Raw genomic sequence first — 20,572 nt, 5'->3', positions numbered from 1 at the left:
ATTTGTAATTTATTCAACTAACAAAAAATAGCAGCCCAATGATGAGCTGCTATCATATTAATATTAGTGTATGTTTTTCTTTTCAAAGTTACCGCCCATAACATCAGAAACGTTCTGAATCGCTATAAAGGCATTTTCATCAATATCATGTACAACATCTTTTAATTTAGCCAATTCCAGACGTGTCATTACGCAATAAACCATTTGCGTATCTTCCTTTAGGTAGCCACCCTTTGCATAAATAAACGTGGTCGATCTTCCAAGGCGATCCTGAATAGCCTCTGAAATTTCTGCATATTCGTTGGAAATAATCGTTACAGATCTAGATTCATTTAAACCTTCAACTACGATATCCATAACCTTAGCGGCCATATAATACGCGAAAATAGAATACATTGCAGAATCCCATTCAAACACGAAACCTGCAGCAATAAAGATGAAAACATTTATGAACATAATGATTTGTCCAACTGGCAATCTTAATTTCTTAGATAATAAAATCGCTATGATTTCTGTACCGTCAAGGGCGCCTCCAACACGAATAACAATCCCAACTCCAAGCCCAAGAATCAATCCTCCAAATAACACCGCAAGGATTTTCTCATCTGTAAATGGCTCAACATGATGCAACATTGCTGTACTAATAGAAAGTACGGCGATACCATAAATAGAGGAAATCGCAAAAGTTTTTCCTATTTGTTTGTATCCAATATATAGGAATGGCAAGTTAATAATAAAGATGAATAGTCCCAGCTGTAGTTTGGTTATATGCGAAAGCATGATAGATATCCCAGTTATTCCACCATCAATGACACTGTTTGGTACCAAGAAGAGTTCCAATGCGACAGCCATCATGACTGCACCAAGTGTAATGAAGAAAAATCTCGTTAGTATTTTAAATATAGATGCTTTTTTATGTGTTTTTGGCAAAACTGTTCCTTCTTTCTTTATAAATATTTATTATTTGGATTGATAATCACTGAATTTTTGAAGAATAGAATTTAATACCTTAAGCTCGTGTTCATCCAGTAAAGCTGCATATTTTTTTAAAACTTCTCGGGAGTTCTCTTTTGCCTGTTGAAGAACTCGAACCCCTTCTTCGGTAAGTGTTACAGCGACAGATCTTCTATCCTTCTCATCTTGAACTCTTGAAACAAACCCATGCTGCACCAGCCTTTCGAGCATGACGGTGATCGCACTTGGTTTCACATTGAGGATTTTCGCTAAATGTTTAACGTTCGTTACTTTTTCTTTTTCGATTTTATTTAACAAATGAAATTGCGATCCGGTAATCCCCAAATCCTGATGCTGCGTAATCTCCGACATGATTGTTCTAATTGTAGAAATCAATATACTTTCAAATTCTTCTATTTGATTCTCTTTTCCATCCATCCTATATTGCCCTCTCTCACATCGAGAATAAATTTAATTTTTTCGCTTAATTATTATACCATATAATAATTAAACACTTTAACTATTTTTTATATACACTTTCCAAATTAGTATCCACCAAACAAAAAAATGCAAAAAAAAAACCGTGGTTACCCACGATTTTCTTTAAAAACTTATTATTTATACGCATGTATCTGGCTTTCTTCTTTGACTTCCTTTATCCAATTGAATGGATCTTCTACTTTACCATTTTGTATCCCTGTGATGGTATCATATAATTTTTGCGTTAACGTTCCTATTTTCCCTTTGTTGATGGTTAAAATTTCATTATCCCATAATAATTCACCAATTGGCGAAACTACTGCTGCTGTTCCTGTCCCAAAGGCTTCTTCCAATCTCCCATTTTTATTAGCCTCAATAATCTCCTGCATAGAAACTCGACGTTCTGTAACTGGGATGTTCCAATGTTGTAATAGCTGAATAATTGATTGACGAGTCACACCATCCAATACACTGCCGTTTAATGCAGGCGTGACAACCTCACCATTTATTTTAAAGAAGACGTTCATGCTTCCGACTTCTTCGATATACTTTTTCTCAATTCCATCAAGCCAAAGCACCTGTGAACAGCCAAGTGCTTCTGCCAGCTCCTGCGCTTTAAGACTGGATGAATAATTACCGCCTGTTTTGGCCATCCCTGTACCGCCCTTTACAGATCGTACGTAATCTTTCTCAACACCAATTCGAACGGGATTGATTCCCTCTTTATAATACGCTCCCACTGGTGACAAAATGATTATGAACTGATAATGCTTGGACGGTGCAACACCCAAATAAGGTTCTGTTGCAATAATAAACGGCCGTATGTATAAAGAAGTACCTTCCCGGTCCGGAATCCATTCACGATCAATATCGATTAGGATTTCCAATGCCTTGATAACAAACGACTCATCTATATGGGGGATGCATAAACGATCATTAGATTTGTTCATCCGTTCAAAATTCTTTTCCGTTCTAAACAGAAAAACCCGATTATCGTGAGTACGATATGCTTTTAGCCCTTCAAAAACCGTTTGTCCATAGTGAAAAGTCATACAGGAAGGCTCTAGTGTAATAGGTTGATAGGGAATAATCCTCGGATCATGCCACCCACCCAATTCTTCATCATAATCCATAATAAACATATGATCCGTAAAAATTCTTCCGAAGCCAAGTGTTTCAGGATTGGGCTTTTCTTTTTTATAATTGGTTTTTGTGATAGAAATTAGTTGAGTATCCATGTGATGTCCCCTTTAAATTGTCAGAATAATTAATAAAATTAATTGTACTCCTCAAATTGGGAACCTGCAAGTAGCAAGCTTAATATTTATAAAAATAATCCAATTCAACGACTATTTCTTATAATCAAATGTTTTAGCGCTCCGAGCTCATAATGATATATGGATGTATACGACCTGTACTATCTTTTCCTAACTTATCAATCTGCCAGTTATGATAATTAGCCTCATTCACATTAATCATTTGAAATGCATCAGCTTGATTGGAGCTGGATATTACATATTCCTCATGTGAGTTTGACTTTCTTTTAATATGGAAGAGATAGAGAGGTTGTTTAATTAAATTCTTTAATCCCAATAATTCTTCCATTTTCCTTTCAAAGGCATCCAATTTTTTTAAAGTATGCTTACTATTTTCACAAGCAGCATCCTCGTCACCCAAATCATGTACTACTGTCTTATGTTCGCCAAATTGATATACCAATCGGGTAACACAAGTCGGGCTATCTGGCACAATTTGTGCAGTAGTATTATAGATGAAGTTTTTGTAATCGAATGACAGCAAGAGATCTTCAATTTTTTTTACTCTTTGCTTAGAAACCGTAAAGTTCTTAACGCCTATATATGAAACATACTTCTCACCCTGCCAACTTACATGCCCTTCACTTGTGATGGTTGCCTGATAAATCGGGGATTTGCCAAGACATGATGTCCGCGAGATGGAAAATTCTTTAAACAACTTTTCATTTCCTCCTATTAGTCCAAACTGATTCTTTAGAGTGCTAGATGTCTATATATATTTATCACCGTGCTCAAATTTCAAACATTTTCCAGATAAAATAGTCTACCATATATACTATGAAAGACCAATACCACTTATAATAATCCAACTGACACATTAATTAAAGACCAAAAGTATCTATTTAAGGCCGGCTATCATACAAATAATATGAGTTAAATTTCCTAATTTATATAATATGTCTCTTTAGATATAAGTTATCATACTTTCGGGAGAGCGTATTTTACTTGGTGAAGAAATTGAATAGAGAATAAGCTGATCTTTCTTGACAATATCGAGGAATGTTTCTGTATGGATTTCTGCCAATAAATTAAAATCAATCACTAAGCTACTATAACACATCTGTATAAAATTGATGTTTCAGATAAATATGCTAACTTTAATTTTACGAAAATTAGAAACAGCAATCTTTCTTTTGGACAAATTTTATCTGAAAGAAGTGCTGGCTCATAAGCAGAAAACAAACTATAAGAAAGCCCGACTTTTATTCAATAACACATTTACTTATACAGGTTCCGCAATAAGGATAAATCGATGATGTGTTACATCAAAGTACCCATCCGCCTGAATAATCTGGTGGATTATATATCATACATCCAAATAATGATCCAACTCAAAACTCGGTACTTTCCAAGGTATGGCTTTTAAAAATGATAAAAGCACCAACGTCATATAAACATTGGATTAGATAGGCTTCAGGCTATAAACAACAGTCATATCATACTTCCGGACTTCTTTCAGTGCTATTTCATCGAATTTTACCCTTTAACAGATGATTTTATAAATCATTCTGTCAAAATGGGAGACCCGGCATAGTTTTCTCCGTTATTATTGTTCATATTCCAAATTTCGCATAATTATCCCACCATTAATATCCATATTATATATATTTTATCATAATATAGAAAATAATTCGTGAACTTTTTCCGAGATTAAAAGTCACTCATTTTGTATATCCTATACTTGATGTCCTCAAAAAGGGACATCAGAACGTATCCTACTGATGGGGTGATAAGCAATGAGTTACCGGAATCATTTAGATCCACACTCTTCTCTTTTTCACCATAACTGGACAAGGCGGAAACGCTCAAAATCACAGGTTAACGGACATACTGCAATGTCCCAAACCAATATCATTTTGAGGAGCAATGCGAAAGCTCACCGCTGGTAAGGATGCTTTCAAGCAAAAAGACGCCGTAATTGGCGTCTTTTTTACATTACAATTCATCAAATCCATTTGTATCTGTTGTTTTTGTATACTGTCTTGATTTCTGCTCAAAGAAATCCGTCTTGCCTAAATCCACTTCCTGATACGCAACAATCCATCTTAATGGATTTTTGTTCGGAACCTCTGGAAATGGAGATCTTCCATACCCCAATTGATTACAACGCTTATTGGCCATAAATTGGATATATTGTTCGAGCTCAGCCATTGTAATTCCTTCAATTTTATTCCCAATAACTTTATGACCCCATTCAATCTCAAGCTCTGCTGCAGTTCGGAAGGTTTCAATCGCAAAACTTCTCAATTCTTCTGTATTTGTTTCGGGATGTTCAGCCAAAATTTCTTTAAAAATCTTCTCAAACAGCCCAACATGGATCTGTTCGTCTCGATTTATATAATTAATCATCGTCGAAGTTGCCACCATCTTTTGATTTCTGGCCAAATTATAAAAGAAAGCAAAGCCTGAGTAAAAGAAGAGCCCTTCCAGGATTACATCATAGATAATCGATTTAAGCAGATTTTCGATAGTTGGATTTTCTGTGAAATCTCGATAGCCATCAGTAATAAAATCATTTCGTTTACGCAAAATTTCTTCGGTTCTCCAATATTCAAAAACTTCATCTTGCTTGCTTTTCTGAACAATAGTTGACAATACATAGGAGTAGGAATGGTTATGAATAACTTCCTGCTGCGCCAGCATGATCATCAAGGCATTCAGTGATGAATCGGTTAAATAGTCGGCGACTTTACTGGCATAGTCAGACTGGATACTATCAAGCAATGCCAACAAGCCTATAATTTTCAGAAAGGATTCTTGTTCAATTTCCGAAAGATTTAGAAATTGTTTCGCATCATTTACCATATTGATTTCAAAAGGTGTCCAAAAATTAGATAGCATTACTTTATATTTAGGATATGCCCATGGATAGCGAACATCGTCCCAATTTAAAATATTCGAATTTCTGCCATTAATAATGCCTGTTGAGCTATTCGGTGCATCCCGATCGACTAATTTACGTTTTTCCACTATTGTTTTTGTATCCATTATATTTCCCCCATCCTTATTGGCAGCTTTCGCATTCTTCTATAACAGCGCTTGATGTAGAACGTACATAGTATGTTGTTTTTAATCCGGTCTCCCATGCAAGCAGATGCAAGTCTAATAACTCACGTGCTTTAATATCGTTACGGACATACAAATTAAACGAGATTCCCTGATCGATATGTTTTTGACGACGTGCGTTTTGGAGAATACTCCATTTTTGGTCAATTAAATAAACGGATTTATAATACCACATCGTCTCCAGATTCAAGTCAGGTGCAGTCACTGGAATGCGGTAATTCTTCTTCTCTTCGGAATATTCCCTTCTGAAAATCGGATCAATTCCGGATGTAGAGCCGGCAATAATCGCAGTTGAAGAATTCGGTGCCACGGCCATAAGATAGCCATTTCGAATTCCGGATGTATGCACTCTGTTTTTCAATTGATTCCAAGCATCTGAATCATAGCCTCTTTGGTCAAAATAAGATCCGGTCTCCCAATCAGATCCTTCAAAAAATGGGTAAGCACCTTTTTCACCAGCTAAATCCACACTTGATTTAATCGTTAAATAAGCGATTTTTTCATATAATCGGTCACAGTATTCAACGGCTTTCTCTGATTCCCAGGCAATGCCCTCAAGCGCTAATAAATGATGCCAGCCAAATGTCCCAAGTCCTATAGCACGATAATTTTTATTCGTTATATTTGCCTGAATGACCGGGATATTATTTAAATCAATGACATTATCAAGCATTCTCACCTGTATCTTAATTAAGCGTTCAAGGACATCTTCCTTTACAGCTTTGGCAAGGGCGATAGACGAAAGATTACATACAACAAAGTCACCCGGTGTTTTTTCAATAATAATTTTCCCATCCTCGGTTCTTTGTTCAATAACTTTGGTAGCACTTTGATTTTGCATAATTTCCGTACATAAATTACTGCAATATATCATTCCTTTATGGCGATTAGCATTAGAGCGGTTGACCGTATCCCGATAAAACATATAAGGTGTTCCTGTTTCAAGCTGAGAAATCATGATCGCCTTAAACACTTCAATGGCAGGTATTTCTTTTTTGGAAAGCTGCGGATGATTGATACATTCAGTATATTTTTGTCTGAATTGGCCATCCCCTGCTTCTTCATCAAAATAATCTTCAAGAGAATATCCCATTACTTTTCTTACTTCATACGGATCAAATAAATACCAGGTACCCCGCTCCTTGACCATTTCCATAAATAAATCCGGAATGCATACACCAGTAAATAAATCATGCGTTCGAAAACGTTCATCCCCATTATTTAAACGCGCTTCGAGGAAGGCAAATATATCCTTATGCCAAACATCCAGATAAACTGCAATGGCACCCTGTCTTTGGCCCAGTTGGTCCACACTGACGGCGGTATTATTTAATTGCTTCATCCATGGTATAACTCCTGAGGAAACACCCTTAAATCCTTTAATATCACTGCCTCGCGCTCTAATTCCCCCTAAATAAACACCTATTCCTCCGCCATTTTTAGATAGATTGGCAATATCGGTGTTTGAATCATAGATACCTTGTAAACTATCATCAACAGTATCGATAAAACAACTGGATAATTGGCCATAGCTTTTCCCAGCATTAGCAAGCGTAGGAGTTGCCACCGTCATATATAGATTGGATAAGGCCCAATATGCTTCTCTTATTAATTCGATTCGCTGTTCTTTAGGCTCATTGATCATTAAAGTCATGGCAATAATCATAAACCGTTCCTGAGGAAGTTCATATAAGCTTCCATGATGAGATTTGGCTAAATAGCGATCTGCCAGTGTCCGAATGCCAATATACGTAAACAACTGATCTTTTGATGGATCGATGACTGCTTCGAGTTCATTGATTTCGTCTTCCGTATATTCATTTAACAATGCTGGATTATAAATCCCCATATCAGTCAATAGTTCAACAAGCTGATGAAAGCTCCCATATTTATGTGTTAAATCATATCCCCGGCTCTTTGAAGCTTTATCATATAACTGGTCTAAATAAATAGTTGCCGCTACAAATGTCCAATCAGGTTCATCAGCAGATATACGCTCTACGGCGCTGAGTACCAGTAAATTTACCAACTCTTTCTTGCTATAGTCAGACTTATACTCAAGTGCTGTCTTGATTTTTTCTAAGTATTCCTCTGCTGAATAGATAGATGTATAAGAACTAACACATTCCTTTATGTATGTTTCTATGCTTTTTAAATTTATAACTTCCAGACTTGCATAGTTTGATTCGTAAGATACTGCCATACTAAATTCCCCCTTATTGTTTGCCGATAAATCGATTAAAAACGTCTGTTCCCTCCACGCAAAAAATCCCATTGCCTAAAAATAAGCAATGGGAAAGAAATAATAACAAGATCGAACTGTTCAATATTGCTATTTCATCCGTTCCACCTTCATTGCTCCCGATAAAGGCAAACCAGTGAAAAAGGCAGGTCTCCTGACTCATGCTTCGCTTTACTCTAAGTCCTTCCCATAGATTTCTCTACAGTGGTTTACTTATTTCATCAGCATTTACAGTTGCGGGTACAGTTCCGGATTTTAACCGGATTCCCTATTAAGTCGAATTACGACACCTTAAACACGTTAAACTCAATATATAGTATTTTAATTTAAAACAATAACAACATATAGAATTATAAATCTTATATGTGAAAATAGCAACTAAAATTCCGACAATTTATTTAGGCAATTGCTGGAGAAATTGATTGATAAATGCTTCGGATTTCAATCGAATTCCAATGTATGGTGGATGAACACGTTTATTGGCTTCAAGAGGAACCCCCAACCACAATACTTTTTGGTCAAGGATGACAAATGTGAAGCTTGGCCCATTCTGAAGATGGATATCCGGATCCAAATAGGAATGGGAATCTGGAGAATACATCATCAGTCTTGTTCTTGAGTTCCTCGTCTTCACTCTTTGAACAAAATCCGATGATAACACACTGGAATTTGGCAAGGAAAGGATAATGGAAGATTGGGCTTTTTTTAAATCCTGATAGAACCCTTCCAAATTTCTTGCATAAATCCATTGTAATTTTGGATGATGGTTGGCAATCCATTTGCCTATTTGATCCATATTGACCATTTGATTCCGTTTCATTTGATATTGAACGAGCTGATGAAGAGTTTTTGTATGCGAAACTTTTGATTCTATAAACTCCACATCGCTGACATGAATCAGTTTCCCTTTTGTTCTGGTAATTGCAACATTTAACAGCCGTTCACTTTCCCTGCCCGTTAAAAGCATCCCTGCACGATTTTGCGGATAACTATCCACACTATCAAATACCATTACTTCCCGTTCACTTCCCTGAAAACGATGGACAGTGGCAGCCAATATATCATGCAGGCCATTCTCTTCCTCATACAGATCTTTAATTAATGTTTCCATCAATTGTGCCTGCGCACGATAAGGGGTTGCATAACCGATTGATTTACTCCCATTGCTGTAGGCTTCATGAATAACCTGAAAGGATAACAATAGGTTCATCAAATTCATTCTAGAACCAGATGAAGTGCCCGTAAAGCAGTGTTCCCCTGTGAAGCTTGTATTTAACAGCACGGAAGCACGATCTACAAATGGTGCTTTTGAAACGATATCTTTTTTGTTTATATGAACACTTGGATGATCGCCAACCAGTGAATTATAGACATATTGGTTCGTAAAAGCGGAGATATCCGGATGCATTCTCCTCTGTTCCCTTAATAAAAACAGATGAGTATGAAGTTTTCCCCCTCGTGCAATATCAGCAACACCGGCACGGTGGAAGATATCCTCCTTCAGCCAGCGGTCTACAAGCTCCCCCCTCGAAACCGCAATAGGGGGCAATTGTTTAAAATCTCCACAAATAATACAACGCTTTGCGAGTGAGCCGGCAAAGGCAATTTGCGGGATAAAAGCCATACTCGCTTCATCAATGATAACTAGATCATACTCTTGTTCAAAAATACTCGGGTCCATTGCTGCTTTCGCCAAGGTAGTCCCAACAATGAAGGCATTTTTTACTAAATGAATTTCTTTTTGCCTTATTTTCTCTAAGATTCTGCCCAGTTTCTTTTCAAGGTCTAATAGCTGCTCCGAGTCACGTACGCTGAAAGACAGAGACAAATCTTTTTTTAGCAGTTTCTTTTCTTCAGCAATCGAATCCCTTTCCTTCACTAAATGTCCATCATGACTTTCCAATAATTTAGCCGGCAATATATCCCCATGCATCAGAAGACCCTCACCAGTTTGAGAGCCGTAACGTAAAATATCTCCTTCATGAAAACGATCCGCTCGTTTAACAAATGCCGTAATTTCGGCAAGCAGGACATCCACAGCCTGATTACTGTGAGAGAGAACTAATATACGTTTCTTTTTAAAATATTTATTGGCTGCCGTTCGTGCTAAAGTATACGTTTTTCCTGTTCCAGGCGGTCCCCAAACATATGTGACCGGGTTATATTTTGATCTGGCATATAATTCGCGTACCGCGCTTTTACTTGTTTTATCCGTTCGCTTATCAGGCATGGAAGGCTCCATGATCCGTTTAACCCGACTTCTTTTCCGTTTGCTTTTCCTTATATCATCCAGTCTTTCAATTAGCTGATCTAAAAGTTCCCATGGGTCATGATAAATCGTAGCCTCCTCAATCAATTCACCTATTGATTGTTCAAGAGACAGAAGCAAACTATTGCCCTCAGAAGATAGGATTCTTGCATCAAACCGACTACCGCCCCATTCCAGCTTAGCAATCGTTCCAACAGGTATACGCAAAATACTGGATGACTCAAAATAGTACGTAAAAGAATCACCTGACATAATCTTATTGCCATTCATCAGGTGATAGCGGGTACTTCCATATTTTTTTAAATACTGAATCTCTTCTTCCAGTGCTTCCTGCCATTCTTCAATATATTCTTGTGTTGAATTCATTCTTTGTGCCCCTCAAATCATAAACCTAAATTATCTCTAATTCGATAACTATATCATACAAACTAAAACTAGAATAGTCGACGGCACATACTCACGTAACCGAAACATGCATCCAGACACCGTATTGTTTCTCGTATTAACGGGTGCACAGTTATGACTTTTTGTTTATGATTTTTTTGTAAAGAGTTGCTTAAGTGATTCAAAAAAACCTGTCTTTTTTTCTGTCTCCTCAGCGTTAGTTTCTTCCTTTGCCGGTTCTTCTAACGTAATGTTATCGTTATTAATTGCATAATCGTAAGCCAATACCAACCCGTTTGGGGAATTATAGTCTTTATTAGTCACGATTTTAAATTGAATCCCATGTTCATCTGCTGCTTTAACGAATTTCGATAGATGGGAATAATTAATGTGGCCATTTAAATAAAGTTTGGCGCCCTTATTTTTTTTCAATAGGTCAATAAATCCATGTGGGATTTGTTTTTGAAAAACCTGAGCCTGTGTTAATGCGACAACCACACGTTCACGTAAGCTCCCAAGGAATTCTTTCCGTTCAGCAGGCTTTATTTCTTTAACGCCGTGTATCCCTTCCTGTAAGTAATCATCTACTGTTTTCTTATTCATTTTATTTCCTCCTTGAATACTAATTAACATATGTAAATCGTTCTTAACTTGAGCTTATGTATTAGTTTGGTTAAATGCCTTCTCAACGATTCCCTATTCAGAAAACCTGATTATTATCTTTACTATTTTTTGATTGATCTGCCTGCATTATGTATTTTAAAGCTCGCTATTTGTGTACCATTATTGATATTCCCAATCGAATCTCTGGATATGAATATATAAAAAGGCACCTGTTAAAAAACAGGTGCCTTGTTCGAAAAAATTGAGGCGAGTCACCACACTCCACATAGTGTGTACCATAAGGTATGTGCTCGACTTACACAATTCAGCTCATCGCATATATTAATATAACATCATACCAGAAATTTTGCAAGTAAAATTTACGATAATGCTTCTGTTAATGCTGGAACTACCTGTTTCTTGCGGGAAACGACCCCTTTTAGAACAGCTGTATTATTTACCAATGTAACATGGAAAGCTTTTTCAACTGCTGCAGCTTTTTCACCAATAGCAAGGGCAACAGAATCATTTGTTAGGATATCTGTTACAACTAATAGGAATAAATCCAGACCCTTTTCATTAATAGCTGCCTGCATAGCTGCTTCGAGTTCAGCTTGCTTCACCATAACATCGTTTGTATCAACTGCATTCACTTGTGCAATTTCCACTTTGGAAGTGCCCATAGAGAACTCTTTAGCATCCAGAGAAATCAATTCTTCAATAGTTTTCTTGCTTAAATCTGCTCCTGCTTTTAACATTTCCAATCCGTATTCTTCTGCATTAACACCAGCTATTTCAGCTAATTCTTTTGCAGCAGCAACATCCTGCTCTGTGCATGTTGGGGATTTGAATAATAAAGAATCAGAAATAATCGCGGATAACATTAAGCCAGCTACTTCTTTTTTGATCTGAACGCCGTTTTCTTTATATAGCTTATTTAAAATGGTAGCTGTACATCCAACCGGCTCAGCACGGTAATACAATGGATCCGCTGTTTCAAAATTAGCAATGCGGTGGTGATCAATAACCTCTAATACTCGAACCTGATCAATATCATCCGCACTTTGCTGTCTTTCATTGTGATCCACAAGAATTACTTCCTGAGTTTCTTCCGCAACCTTCTCAACCAAACGGGGAGCTGCCACTTTAAATGCATCAAGTGCATATTGTGTTTCACCATTAATGGCACCAAGTCGAATCGGCTCTGCTTCAACACCCAACTCTTTTTTTAATTCAGCATAAGCGATTGCTGAACAAATTGTGTCAGTATCTGGATTTTTATGTCCAAAAATCAATACTTTACTCATTTACAAAAACTCCCTTAATATAATATGTACTCCATTTACCAGCGCAAATGGAAACTCCTTCGACCATTATACCTGAATGCACAAAAATTTTTAAGTTTTTGGAGCAATTTCATTTGAAAACAGGAAATTAATTTTACCGTCCTTCCATTCAATCGCCGCGTCAAATGATTTTTCTCCTTTTTTAAACCCTTTTATGACATTGGTTTTCCCATCTTTTAATAATTTCTGCATATTGGTTTGGGAAATCTTTTTTCCTAGGATTTTTTTCGAAAACGTATATTTACACTGGTTTTGCCTATAATTCGCACATCCATAAAATTCACCCTTATCGACTATATCCCCTTTACACAGCGGACAGGCACCTACCTTTTTCCCTGTTGTAAACTTAGAAGAGGTACGTTCAATCGATTCAACCTTTAACCCTGTAAAATCCCAGGTTTCAAAGCCTTTTACAGCATCCTCGATAATCTTCCCCGTTAGTTTCTTGGTCTGTTCCATAAATTGAGCAGCTGACGCTTTTCCTTGCCCGATTTCGGCCAAGCGCTGCTCCCATTTAGCCGTCATTTCAGGTGAGGCCAATATTTCGTCGCCGATCGCTCTGATCAAAACTTTCGCTTTATCGGTCGCAAATACTTGATTCTTTTTAACATCTATATATTTTCTGTCCTTCAGCATCGTAATAATTCCCGCTCTTGTTGCTTCCGTTCCCAGTCCTTCTGATTTCATTAGCACTTTTTCGAGTTCTTCATTATCAAGATGCTTACCGGCCGTTTTCATTAACGTAATTAATTGTCCCTCAGTATATCGTTTAGGCGGCTGCGTTTTTCCTTCTTTTACTTTAACGTTTTTCACTTTACCTTCATCATCTTTTTGGACATTCGGAAGGATGGTATCTTCATCCTTTTCTTGCTGGAAAATAATTTGTCGCCAGCCTTCTCGTATTTGCTGCTTTCCTTTTGAAATGAACTCTGCTCTTCCATCCACTAATGTTATTAGGGTTGTATAGTCAAAGATGGCAGACTCATAATGGGCAGCAATTAAACGACGCACAATTAAATCATAGATATTCCTTTCTTCTCCTGAAAGCTTCGCAGGATTCGTCACCTGTTCAGTAGGAATAATCGCATAGTGATCCGATACTTTCTTTTCATTAACAAACCTAGAGTTATTGATAATGGATTCGTTTGGAACCGGTATGAATGATTTATATTCCTCGAACTGAGCAAGTTTCGAAAGGATCTCTGGAAATGTCTCCGCCTCTCCTTTAGTCACATAGTTTGAATCACTCCGCGGATAAGAGACAATTCCCTTTTGATACAGTTTTTGCGTGATATCCAGCGTTTGTTTTGGTGAGTATTTATACATTTTATTGGCGGTTGCCTGCAGGGCCGATAAATTAAATAATAATGGCGGCTGGAATTCTTTACGCTCCGTCTTCATTTCTACAATTTTTGCATCTTTATTTTTACAAAAAGCTGCAATATTTTGAGCCATCTCCTGCTTATCCAGCCTGGACTCCTGATTCTTTTCCCATTTTCCTTCATAAGTCTGCCCATTTATATCAAACGTAGCAATGACTTCCCAAAATGGCTTAGATTCAAATTTTTCAATCTCCAATTCCCGTTTCACTATTAAAGCTAGTGTAGGTGTCTGTACTCTTCCTGCAGAGAATACATCATTCATACCTTTTTGTTTAAGCAGCAAGGAATATGCTCTTGATGCATTCATGCCAACAAGCCAATCTGCACACGATCTTGTATAGGCTTCATGATAGAGAGGTATAGTTTCCTGGCTGTCACGGAGGCTGTTAAATCCTTCTAATATAGATTTTTTCGTTAAAGAAGAGATCCATAAACGCTTCATCGGTTTACGAACGCCGCTCACCGCAATAATATTGCGTACGATTAATTCACCCTCTCTCCCAGCATCACCTGCATGGATAATCGATTCGACATCTGGTCGCTTCAATAATTGCTTGATAATGTTAAATTGCTTTGTTTTTGATTTTGTCACTTCATATGTAAATTTATCAGGGATAATAGGCAATGTGGCAATAGCCCATCTTTTCCACTCCGGTTTATATTTCTCCGGTGAGGATAATTCGGTTAAATGTCCGATGGCCCATGAACATAATGCCCCTTCCGGAAATACTTCATTAGGAGCAATCTCTAAATACCCGTCCCTTTTTTTGAAAGAGAATGGAGAAGCCAGCGTAACTCCTTGATCCGGTTTCTCCGCAATAATCAATGGGATTCCCATTTTCAGGTCAAACTCCTTCTATGAAAATTTGTTCATTACTTTAGCTTAAAAATCTAATAAAAAAGTCCACTTGCTAATAGTATCATTTTTATTTTATTTTTAAAGATACTTCTATTTTACTACAAGGATTCTGAAAAGTTTAAACTGGTAATTAATGGATAAACGTTATGGATTAGAGTATATTTAAAAAGCATATATTTCTTCGTAACTCCTTGACTATCAACTTTTTACCAAAATTGTGGAAATCTTATAGATACAAGTTTTGGAGCAATTACTAATAGATTAGATTAAAAAAGGAGGTTTTGTATAGAGACTGGGCATCTTCCTCAAATAAAGAAGGCATTGTATAACTCATGGTCTTTAAAATCAAGCTGGAAATGGACTAACCTTATACCGGTAGAGGGTCAATGCGGTGTCACTGCATTAGTTGTCCAGGATTTATTAGGCAGCGAAATAAGCCTGAGGGTTGGCATTTTTATAATTTTATAGATGGTAAAAGATATGATTTTACAGCTTCCTAATTTAAAAATGATATTGGATATATGGTTGTCAGCTCAAATAGAGAGGAAGCCTTTTCAGACACCAATGAAACTCAAACAAGCAGTAATCAACTATTTATATGCATAAAAAAGAGGCTCCGCTAAGTTTTGTCAACAACTCAACGGAAAGCCTCCCTCCTTCTACATACCATTGAATAAACTTGCCATTAAGTTGCAGGCAGTTCATCTCCATTATATTCATCTTTAATTTCTCCAACGATTTCTTCCAATATGTCTTCCATCGTGACCAAGCCGGCTATAGTGCCTTTTTCATCTACAACGATAGCCATGTGCATCCGACTTTGCTGCATTTTTAATAATACATCCTTGATATGAGTAGTTGATTTCAAACGCGGCATATCATGAATAAAATCCTGAATCGGTCTTTCACGCCCTGCTGCTATATTTGTCAGCATTTCTTTCGTGTTAATAAATCCAACCAGAAGATCTTTATCGCTATTTTCCGTAACAGGATAGCGAGTATATTCATAGCGATCAAGCGTTTCAAGAATTTCTTCAAGAGACATTTTCTTATCCAAAGTGACAATTTGATTTCTTGGAATCATAATATCTTTTAAAATACGTTCATCAAATGCAAAAATGTTCTCTAGATAAGCCAGCTCAGTTTGATTAATCTCTCCGCTCTCATAACTTTGAGTGACAATTAGTTTCAATTCTTCTTCCGAATGGACTGTATCATGTCCAGCAGGCTGTACACCAAAGATTCGAAGGATAAATTGTGCAGAACCATTTAATGCATTAATAATAGGTTTTGTTACTCTTCCGAACCAATATAGCGGCGGCGATAAAAGCAAGGATAATCTTTCTGCAAATTGGATTGCCAATGTTTTAGGAGCAAGTTCACCTATAACAACATGCAAGAACGTGACGATGGTAAGAGCAATCACATAGGAGAGGACAGTAGATACTGATTCTGAGATCCCCCATTCATCAAATACAGGATGGAGCATTTTTTCAACTGTTGGTTCACCCAAAGCACCTAATATTAATCCTGTAACCGTAATACCCAATTGACATGCTGACAGGTAATAGTCCAGATTCTCCGCAACTTTTTTGGCAAGAACCGCCTTTTTGTTGCCTTCAGATATCAATTGTTCAATTCTGGACATCCTTACTTTCAAAATGGCAAATTCAGCACCCACAAAGAATGCAGTAAGCCCTATAAATATAGCTACTAAAAATAAATTTAAAGCGATTGATCCGTCCAATTATTTCCCCCATAAAGGGGGATTCACCTCCAAGAATAGTAAAAAAATTTGTTGTTCCAATAATTCTTTTGATTATTTCTTAACCTTTTGAGTAAATAATACTTGTTTAATTTGGTGGTTATCCATTTCCTTGACAGTCCATAGATGCTTACCATGCTCTAAGGAATCGCCGTTTTGAACAGTATCAATTTTTTGATATTGAATCCAGCCTCCGACTGTATCTATATCTTCACTGTCCTCAAACTCTAAACCAAACAGTTCCTCCATCTCACTCAAAAGGACTCGTCCATTAATCATATATTGGTTTTCTCCGACTTTACGGATATCGGCCACTTCATCAGCGTCAAACTCATCGCGAATTTCTCCTACGATTTCTTCCAGCACATCTTCCATCGTAAGAATTCCTGAAGTGCCTCCGTATTCATCAATGACTAAAGCCATATGTACCCGTTCCTGTTGCATTTTCAACAACGCATCCTGTATATGGGTTGCTTCAAGAACATAAGGCAAGTCCCTAACAAATTCTTCAAGTTTACGTTCTCTTTTGGCAGCAATATGAGTCAGCATTTTTTTCACATTTACTACTCCGACAATCTTGTCTTTATCCCCATCTTCAACAACCGGATAACGTGTGTAGTTATGTTCATCAATAATGCTCACGATTTCATCATAATTCATATTCAAATCGAGCGTAACCAATTCAGTTCTTGGAACCATAATATCCTTGGCAACACGTTCATCAAACGAAAACACGTTTTCCATGTATTCCAATTCCGTTTGATCAATTTCTCCACCCTGAAAGCTTTGAGTCATAATAATCTTTAGTTCTTCTTCAGAATATGCCTCTTCATGTCCTGCAGGTTTGACTCCAAATGCACGAAGAATTACTCTTGATGTCCCATTTAATGCTTTAATAAATGGTGACAACACTCTGCCAAACCAATATAAAGGCGGTGAAAGCATTAATGTAAGTTTTTCAGCAAATTGGATGGCAAGCGTTTTAGGCGCCATTTCCCCCACTACAACATGCAAGAAAGTAACCAGTATAAAAGCAATTGCATAGGACGATGCAGATGCAACTGTGTCTGGCACATTAAAAAGATTAAACAAAGGATACAACAGACCTTCAACCGCTGGTTTACCCAGTGCACCAAGTCCTAAAGTGGTTACGGTAATACCAAGCTGGCAGGCAGAAAGATAGTAATCGAGGTCACTTGCTACTTTTTTAGCAAGCACCGCTTTTTTGTTTCCTTCTGAAATTAATTGATCAATACGGGACATCCGAATTTTTACGACCGCAAACTCAGATGCTACGAAGAACCCTGAGGCTCCTATTAGTACTACAAGTAAAACAAGATTGATTATCGTGGTTATGTCCAATTATTTCCCTCTTAAGAGGGATTCACCTCCAAATTATTTTTAAAAATTATTACTAGTTTAATAGTTCTTTACGTTTTGTTATTAGTTTTGGTTACATCCTTATTATCTCTAAATACTCTTCTGCATGCAAAAGACCAAGCCGAGAATGTTAAATGCTCTCAAATTGGGTGAAAATATAATTAAAGTAGAAATTAATCGAAATCCTTCCTTACCATGGTAGGACACGATTTAAGAAGAGTTAAGCGGAAGATCCTTCTCTAATGAAAAACATCTTTAAAAGGAGTCTGTTGCATTGGATTATCATACTAAGCCTTACAATTCTAGCTAGTTAGCCTCCTTGCCTAATATAGTTAGGAAAAACTATAACATAAAATAATGTTAATATAAAATGAAATCACTTATGACTATCATAAATTCATCTAAATGTTCAAAAAACTTTCATAAATTTTATTAAAATAACATTCTAAAGAAGCTAAAGGATCATACTAACAAGGGTTAATCCTTTATTTGGCTACTACTATGTAGGATTCTATAAAAAACATCCATTTCAAAATTATTATTTGATTTATAGTTTTTTATATGTTAATGCAACCATATATACCTTCATAATCAATCACGGCAATCTAAAAGTCTTTTATGCTGCGCGTATGGTAAACTCCAGTTCTAAACATCCACCCTTATAAGTATTCTTATCAATCGGTTTACTTTCGAAGTTTTTTTTAAAATAAAGGATTTACATGTGTTTCCACCGAATTAAACAATAATATACCTGAAGTCAATGTATATATTTTAGATAAGCGAGGTTGAAGATGGAGACTAACGAAAAAGAATTACTTCTTAAGCAAATAAATGATTTAACCGAAAGAGTCAGGGAGTTGGAAGCTAAGGACCGTAAAGTTTCAGTCCCGATGATTGCTTCCATCATACCCGATACCTTACTTGTTCCTTTAACTTTTGATGTTTCAGTAGCCTACTTTGATCAGGTTATTCAAATCATATTAAATTATGTAAATAACTCAGAAATCGATTCCATCGTACTGGATTTTTCCGGTTTTGTACTAAAAGATTGTGATAATTTAGAACTGATGGGTGAGAATATAGGAAACTTAATATCCTCCCTAAAAGTGATGGGAATACAAGTCCTCGTTGTAGGCTTATCACCAGAATTCGTAAAAGACTTAGTCTCTTCCCAATTACCTTTTACTAATTCACTACATACATTCTCAACCTTTAAAACAGCACTGGAATGTTTAATGAAAGAAAAGGGTCTTATTATGGTAAAGGAATCACTGAAATAGATTGAGATTTCAGTGATAAGGAATTTAAAATCCTATAACATTTTCCTTAATAAACCATATTTATTAATTTAGAATATTAATTGGTTAATAAAGTTGACCTTTTGTAATAAAATTATTATAATTATAAAGTATCTTACATAAGTCCCAGTAGCTCAGCAGGATAGAGCAACAGTTTCCTAAACTGTAGGTCGGAGGTTCGAATCCTCTCTGGGACGTTTCCTGTTTCTTAAAGAATTCAAATAATCACATCAAACCCTTGATATATCAACGTTTATAAGGATTAGCGTAAACTGTAGTTTCCTAAAGAAATCTATAGTTTACGCTTTTATTTTGCATTTATTTTGCACGTTCCCCTACACTTCAAAAGATTTCTACTCTTCTCTTTTTCCAACTCTTAATGAATATTTTTAATCGGCTGAAATACAATTTTGAAATCGTATATTTAGAATCCTTCTTGAAGAAATTCTGCAAATAGGACAGGATTGCATTTATTTTTCCGTTATTTAATTTAGCAGAACATAAATTTACTTATTTGAATACAATGATGCATGACTAAAACCACAATAAGTTGGTGATTTAAATAGAAAACAAAACACAGATAATAACAGGTGCAATGTGGGTAGGCGCGTTTGGCAGAATTGTAACTGCTATTGGGAATACACCACCTATATCACTCGATAATAAGGCCTCATCTGATATCAATTTAATTGGTTACAATCTTCAGCTTGCAGCTACGGCAGTCCTGGTTGACACTGAGAGCGACCTGACACTAAATAAAGTTGGTAATATAATTCAAGCAGGCGGCTTGTCTGCGGAAGTGGCCGGTTATATCCTTCCGTTTAGTGATTCAAATGCACAACAAACCGTATTCAATATAGGAAATGAAGGACAAGCATTGGGCACTGTTTTGTCTTTTATTTATTCATTGGAAAGAATAACCAATCTTACTGATCTATATAATGCATTCGGAGGATTGTTACAAACCATTGGGATTAATATGTTAGTAATAGCGGGATTTTTACCATCAACCAGTCTTAAGAGACAGCAATTCAATTCCATAGGCAGCTGGATACAAGCTATTGGTGCTATCATCCAAGCAATCGCTCAAACAATAAGTGAGTCGGATCTTTCCAAATTTCAAACCGTTAATTCAGTTGTATACTATAAATAGATAAAATTGCATTTCTTTATAAATAGAGGCGTTCCAAAAAGTCATGTTGACGATTTATTGGAACTCCTTTTTTAT

Annotated in this window: 15 protein-coding genes, 1 tRNA gene, 1 pseudogene and 1 riboswitch; of the genes and pseudogenes, 5 read left to right on the top strand and 12 right to left on the bottom strand. The window is 36.5% G+C overall.

The annotated features are described in order from the left end of the window. Positions 1-63: 63 nt before the first annotated feature. From AC4D4B_RS01975 to AC4D4B_RS01960, 4 genes are all read right to left on the bottom strand, one after another. On the bottom strand, positions 64-930 hold the full coding sequence (locus AC4D4B_RS01975; protein WP_490994364.1) for a YitT family protein: 867 nt from the start codon (positions 928-930) through the stop codon (positions 64-66). Positions 931-960: 30 nt separating this feature from the next. Then, positions 961-1,392, bottom strand: coding sequence for a MarR family winged helix-turn-helix transcriptional regulator (locus AC4D4B_RS01970; RefSeq protein WP_490994363.1), 432 nt, complete (start codon positions 1,390-1,392; stop codon positions 961-963). Positions 1,393-1,568: 176 nt separating this feature from the next. Next, a complete protein-coding gene (locus AC4D4B_RS01965; RefSeq protein ID WP_490999035.1) occupies positions 1,569-2,672 on the bottom strand; it encodes a branched-chain amino acid aminotransferase in 1,104 nt (367 codons plus the stop codon). Positions 2,673-2,805: 133 nt separating this feature from the next. Further along, complete coding sequence (locus AC4D4B_RS01960) at positions 2,806-3,408, bottom strand: DUF6438 domain-containing protein (RefSeq protein ID WP_490994361.1); 603 nt, start codon at positions 3,406-3,408, stop codon at positions 2,806-2,808. 1,078 nt (positions 3,409-4,486) lie between these two features. Between AC4D4B_RS01960 and AC4D4B_RS01955 the strand changes: the two genes are divergently transcribed. Then, positions 4,487-4,639, top strand: a complete 153-nt coding sequence (locus AC4D4B_RS01955; protein ID WP_077248014.1) for a YpzG family protein — start codon at positions 4,487-4,489, stop codon at positions 4,637-4,639. A 46-nt stretch (positions 4,640-4,685) separates the two neighbouring features. Here AC4D4B_RS01955 and AC4D4B_RS01950 read toward each other — a convergent pair whose 3' ends face one another. From AC4D4B_RS01950 to AC4D4B_RS01925, 6 genes are all read right to left on the bottom strand, one after another. Then, entirely contained in the window at positions 4,686-5,738 is a 1,053-nt protein-coding gene (locus AC4D4B_RS01950; RefSeq protein ID WP_490999034.1) for a ribonucleotide-diphosphate reductase subunit beta, read from the bottom strand. Positions 5,739-5,754: 16 nt separating this feature from the next. Then, positions 5,755-8,019 carry a ribonucleoside-diphosphate reductase subunit alpha gene (locus tag AC4D4B_RS01945; RefSeq protein ID WP_490999033.1) on the bottom strand — a complete coding sequence of 755 codons (2,265 nt, stop codon included), beginning with the start codon at positions 8,017-8,019 and terminating at the stop codon, positions 5,755-5,757. Between the two features lie 166 nt (positions 8,020-8,185). Continuing rightward, positions 8,186-8,367, bottom strand: a riboswitch (cobalamin riboswitch). Positions 8,368-8,452: 85 nt separating this feature from the next. Continuing rightward, positions 8,453-10,693 carry a DEAD/DEAH box helicase gene (locus AC4D4B_RS01940; RefSeq protein WP_490999032.1) on the bottom strand — a complete coding sequence of 747 codons (2,241 nt, stop codon included), beginning with the start codon at positions 10,691-10,693 and terminating at the stop codon, positions 8,453-8,455. Positions 10,694-10,858: 165 nt separating this feature from the next. Continuing rightward, on the bottom strand, positions 10,859-11,314 hold the full coding sequence (locus AC4D4B_RS01935) for a YueI family protein (RefSeq protein WP_490999031.1): 456 nt from the start codon (positions 11,312-11,314) through the stop codon (positions 10,859-10,861). A 380-nt stretch (positions 11,315-11,694) separates the two neighbouring features. Beyond that, positions 11,695-12,621: a manganese-dependent inorganic pyrophosphatase gene (locus AC4D4B_RS01930; RefSeq protein WP_490999030.1), complete on the bottom strand. Its 927-nt coding sequence runs from the start codon at positions 12,619-12,621 to the stop codon at positions 11,695-11,697. 90 nt (positions 12,622-12,711) lie between these two features. Beyond that, entirely contained in the window at positions 12,712-14,874 is a 2,163-nt protein-coding gene (locus tag AC4D4B_RS01925; RefSeq protein ID WP_490999057.1) for a DNA topoisomerase III, read from the bottom strand. 312 nt (positions 14,875-15,186) lie between these two features. Between AC4D4B_RS01925 and AC4D4B_RS01920 the strand changes: the two are divergent. After that, positions 15,187-15,524: pseudogene (locus AC4D4B_RS01920) on the top strand (YunG family protein). 62 nt (positions 15,525-15,586) lie between these two features. On the opposite strand, the gene AC4D4B_RS01915 reads toward AC4D4B_RS01920, so the two are convergent. Both AC4D4B_RS01915 and AC4D4B_RS01910 read right to left on the bottom strand, forming a co-directional pair. Then, entirely contained in the window at positions 15,587-16,648 is a 1,062-nt protein-coding gene (locus tag AC4D4B_RS01915; RefSeq protein ID WP_490994355.1) for a hemolysin family protein, read from the bottom strand. 72 nt (positions 16,649-16,720) lie between these two features. Then, positions 16,721-18,028, bottom strand: a complete 1,308-nt coding sequence (locus tag AC4D4B_RS01910; RefSeq protein ID WP_490999029.1) for a hemolysin family protein — start codon at positions 18,026-18,028, stop codon at positions 16,721-16,723. A gap of 809 nt (positions 18,029-18,837) precedes the next feature. Here AC4D4B_RS01910 and AC4D4B_RS01905 point away from each other — a divergent pair. From AC4D4B_RS01905 to AC4D4B_RS01895, 3 genes are all read left to right on the top strand, one after another. Next, positions 18,838-19,326 (top strand): STAS domain-containing protein, encoded by a 489-nt coding sequence (locus tag AC4D4B_RS01905; RefSeq protein WP_490994353.1) that lies wholly within the window; start codon positions 18,838-18,840, stop codon positions 19,324-19,326. A 141-nt stretch (positions 19,327-19,467) separates the two neighbouring features. Continuing rightward, positions 19,468-19,541: transfer RNA gene (locus AC4D4B_RS01900), tRNA-Arg, on the top strand. Between the two features lie 365 nt (positions 19,542-19,906). Continuing rightward, positions 19,907-20,497 (top strand): DUF6944 family repetitive protein, encoded by a 591-nt coding sequence (locus AC4D4B_RS01895; protein WP_490999056.1) that lies wholly within the window; start codon positions 19,907-19,909, stop codon positions 20,495-20,497. Positions 20,498-20,572: the final 75 nt, after the last annotated feature.

Source organism: Pradoshia sp. Z6_59 (genome assembly GCF_058267515.1).
This window is presented reverse-complemented; position numbering and strand designations above follow the sequence as displayed.

Bases quoted from the DNA above. Each gene is read 5' to 3' on its own strand.
- AC4D4B_RS01970 (WP_490994363.1), bottom strand. From the start codon at position 1,392: ATGGATGGAAAAGAGAATCAAATAGAAGAATTTGAAAGTATATTGATT.
- AC4D4B_RS01965 (WP_490999035.1), bottom strand. From the start codon at position 2,672: ATGGATACTCAACTAATTTCTATCACAAAAACCAATTATAAAAAAGAA.
- AC4D4B_RS01955 (WP_077248014.1), top strand. From the start codon at position 4,487: ATGAGTTACCGGAATCATTTAGATCCACACTCTTCTCTTTTTCACCAT.
- AC4D4B_RS01950 (WP_490999034.1), bottom strand. From the start codon at position 5,738: ATGGATACAAAAACAATAGTGGAAAAACGTAAATTAGTCGATCGGGAT.
- AC4D4B_RS01945 (WP_490999033.1), bottom strand. From the start codon at position 8,019: ATGGCAGTATCTTACGAATCAAACTATGCAAGTCTGGAAGTTATAAAT.
- AC4D4B_RS01940 (WP_490999032.1), bottom strand. From the start codon at position 10,693: ATGAATTCAACACAAGAATATATTGAAGAATGGCAGGAAGCACTGGAA.
- AC4D4B_RS01935 (WP_490999031.1), bottom strand. From the start codon at position 11,314: ATGAATAAGAAAACAGTAGATGATTACTTACAGGAAGGGATACACGGC.
- AC4D4B_RS01930 (WP_490999030.1), bottom strand. From the start codon at position 12,621: ATGAGTAAAGTATTGATTTTTGGACATAAAAATCCAGATACTGACACA.
- AC4D4B_RS01905 (WP_490994353.1), top strand. From the start codon at position 18,838: ATGGAGACTAACGAAAAAGAATTACTTCTTAAGCAAATAAATGATTTA.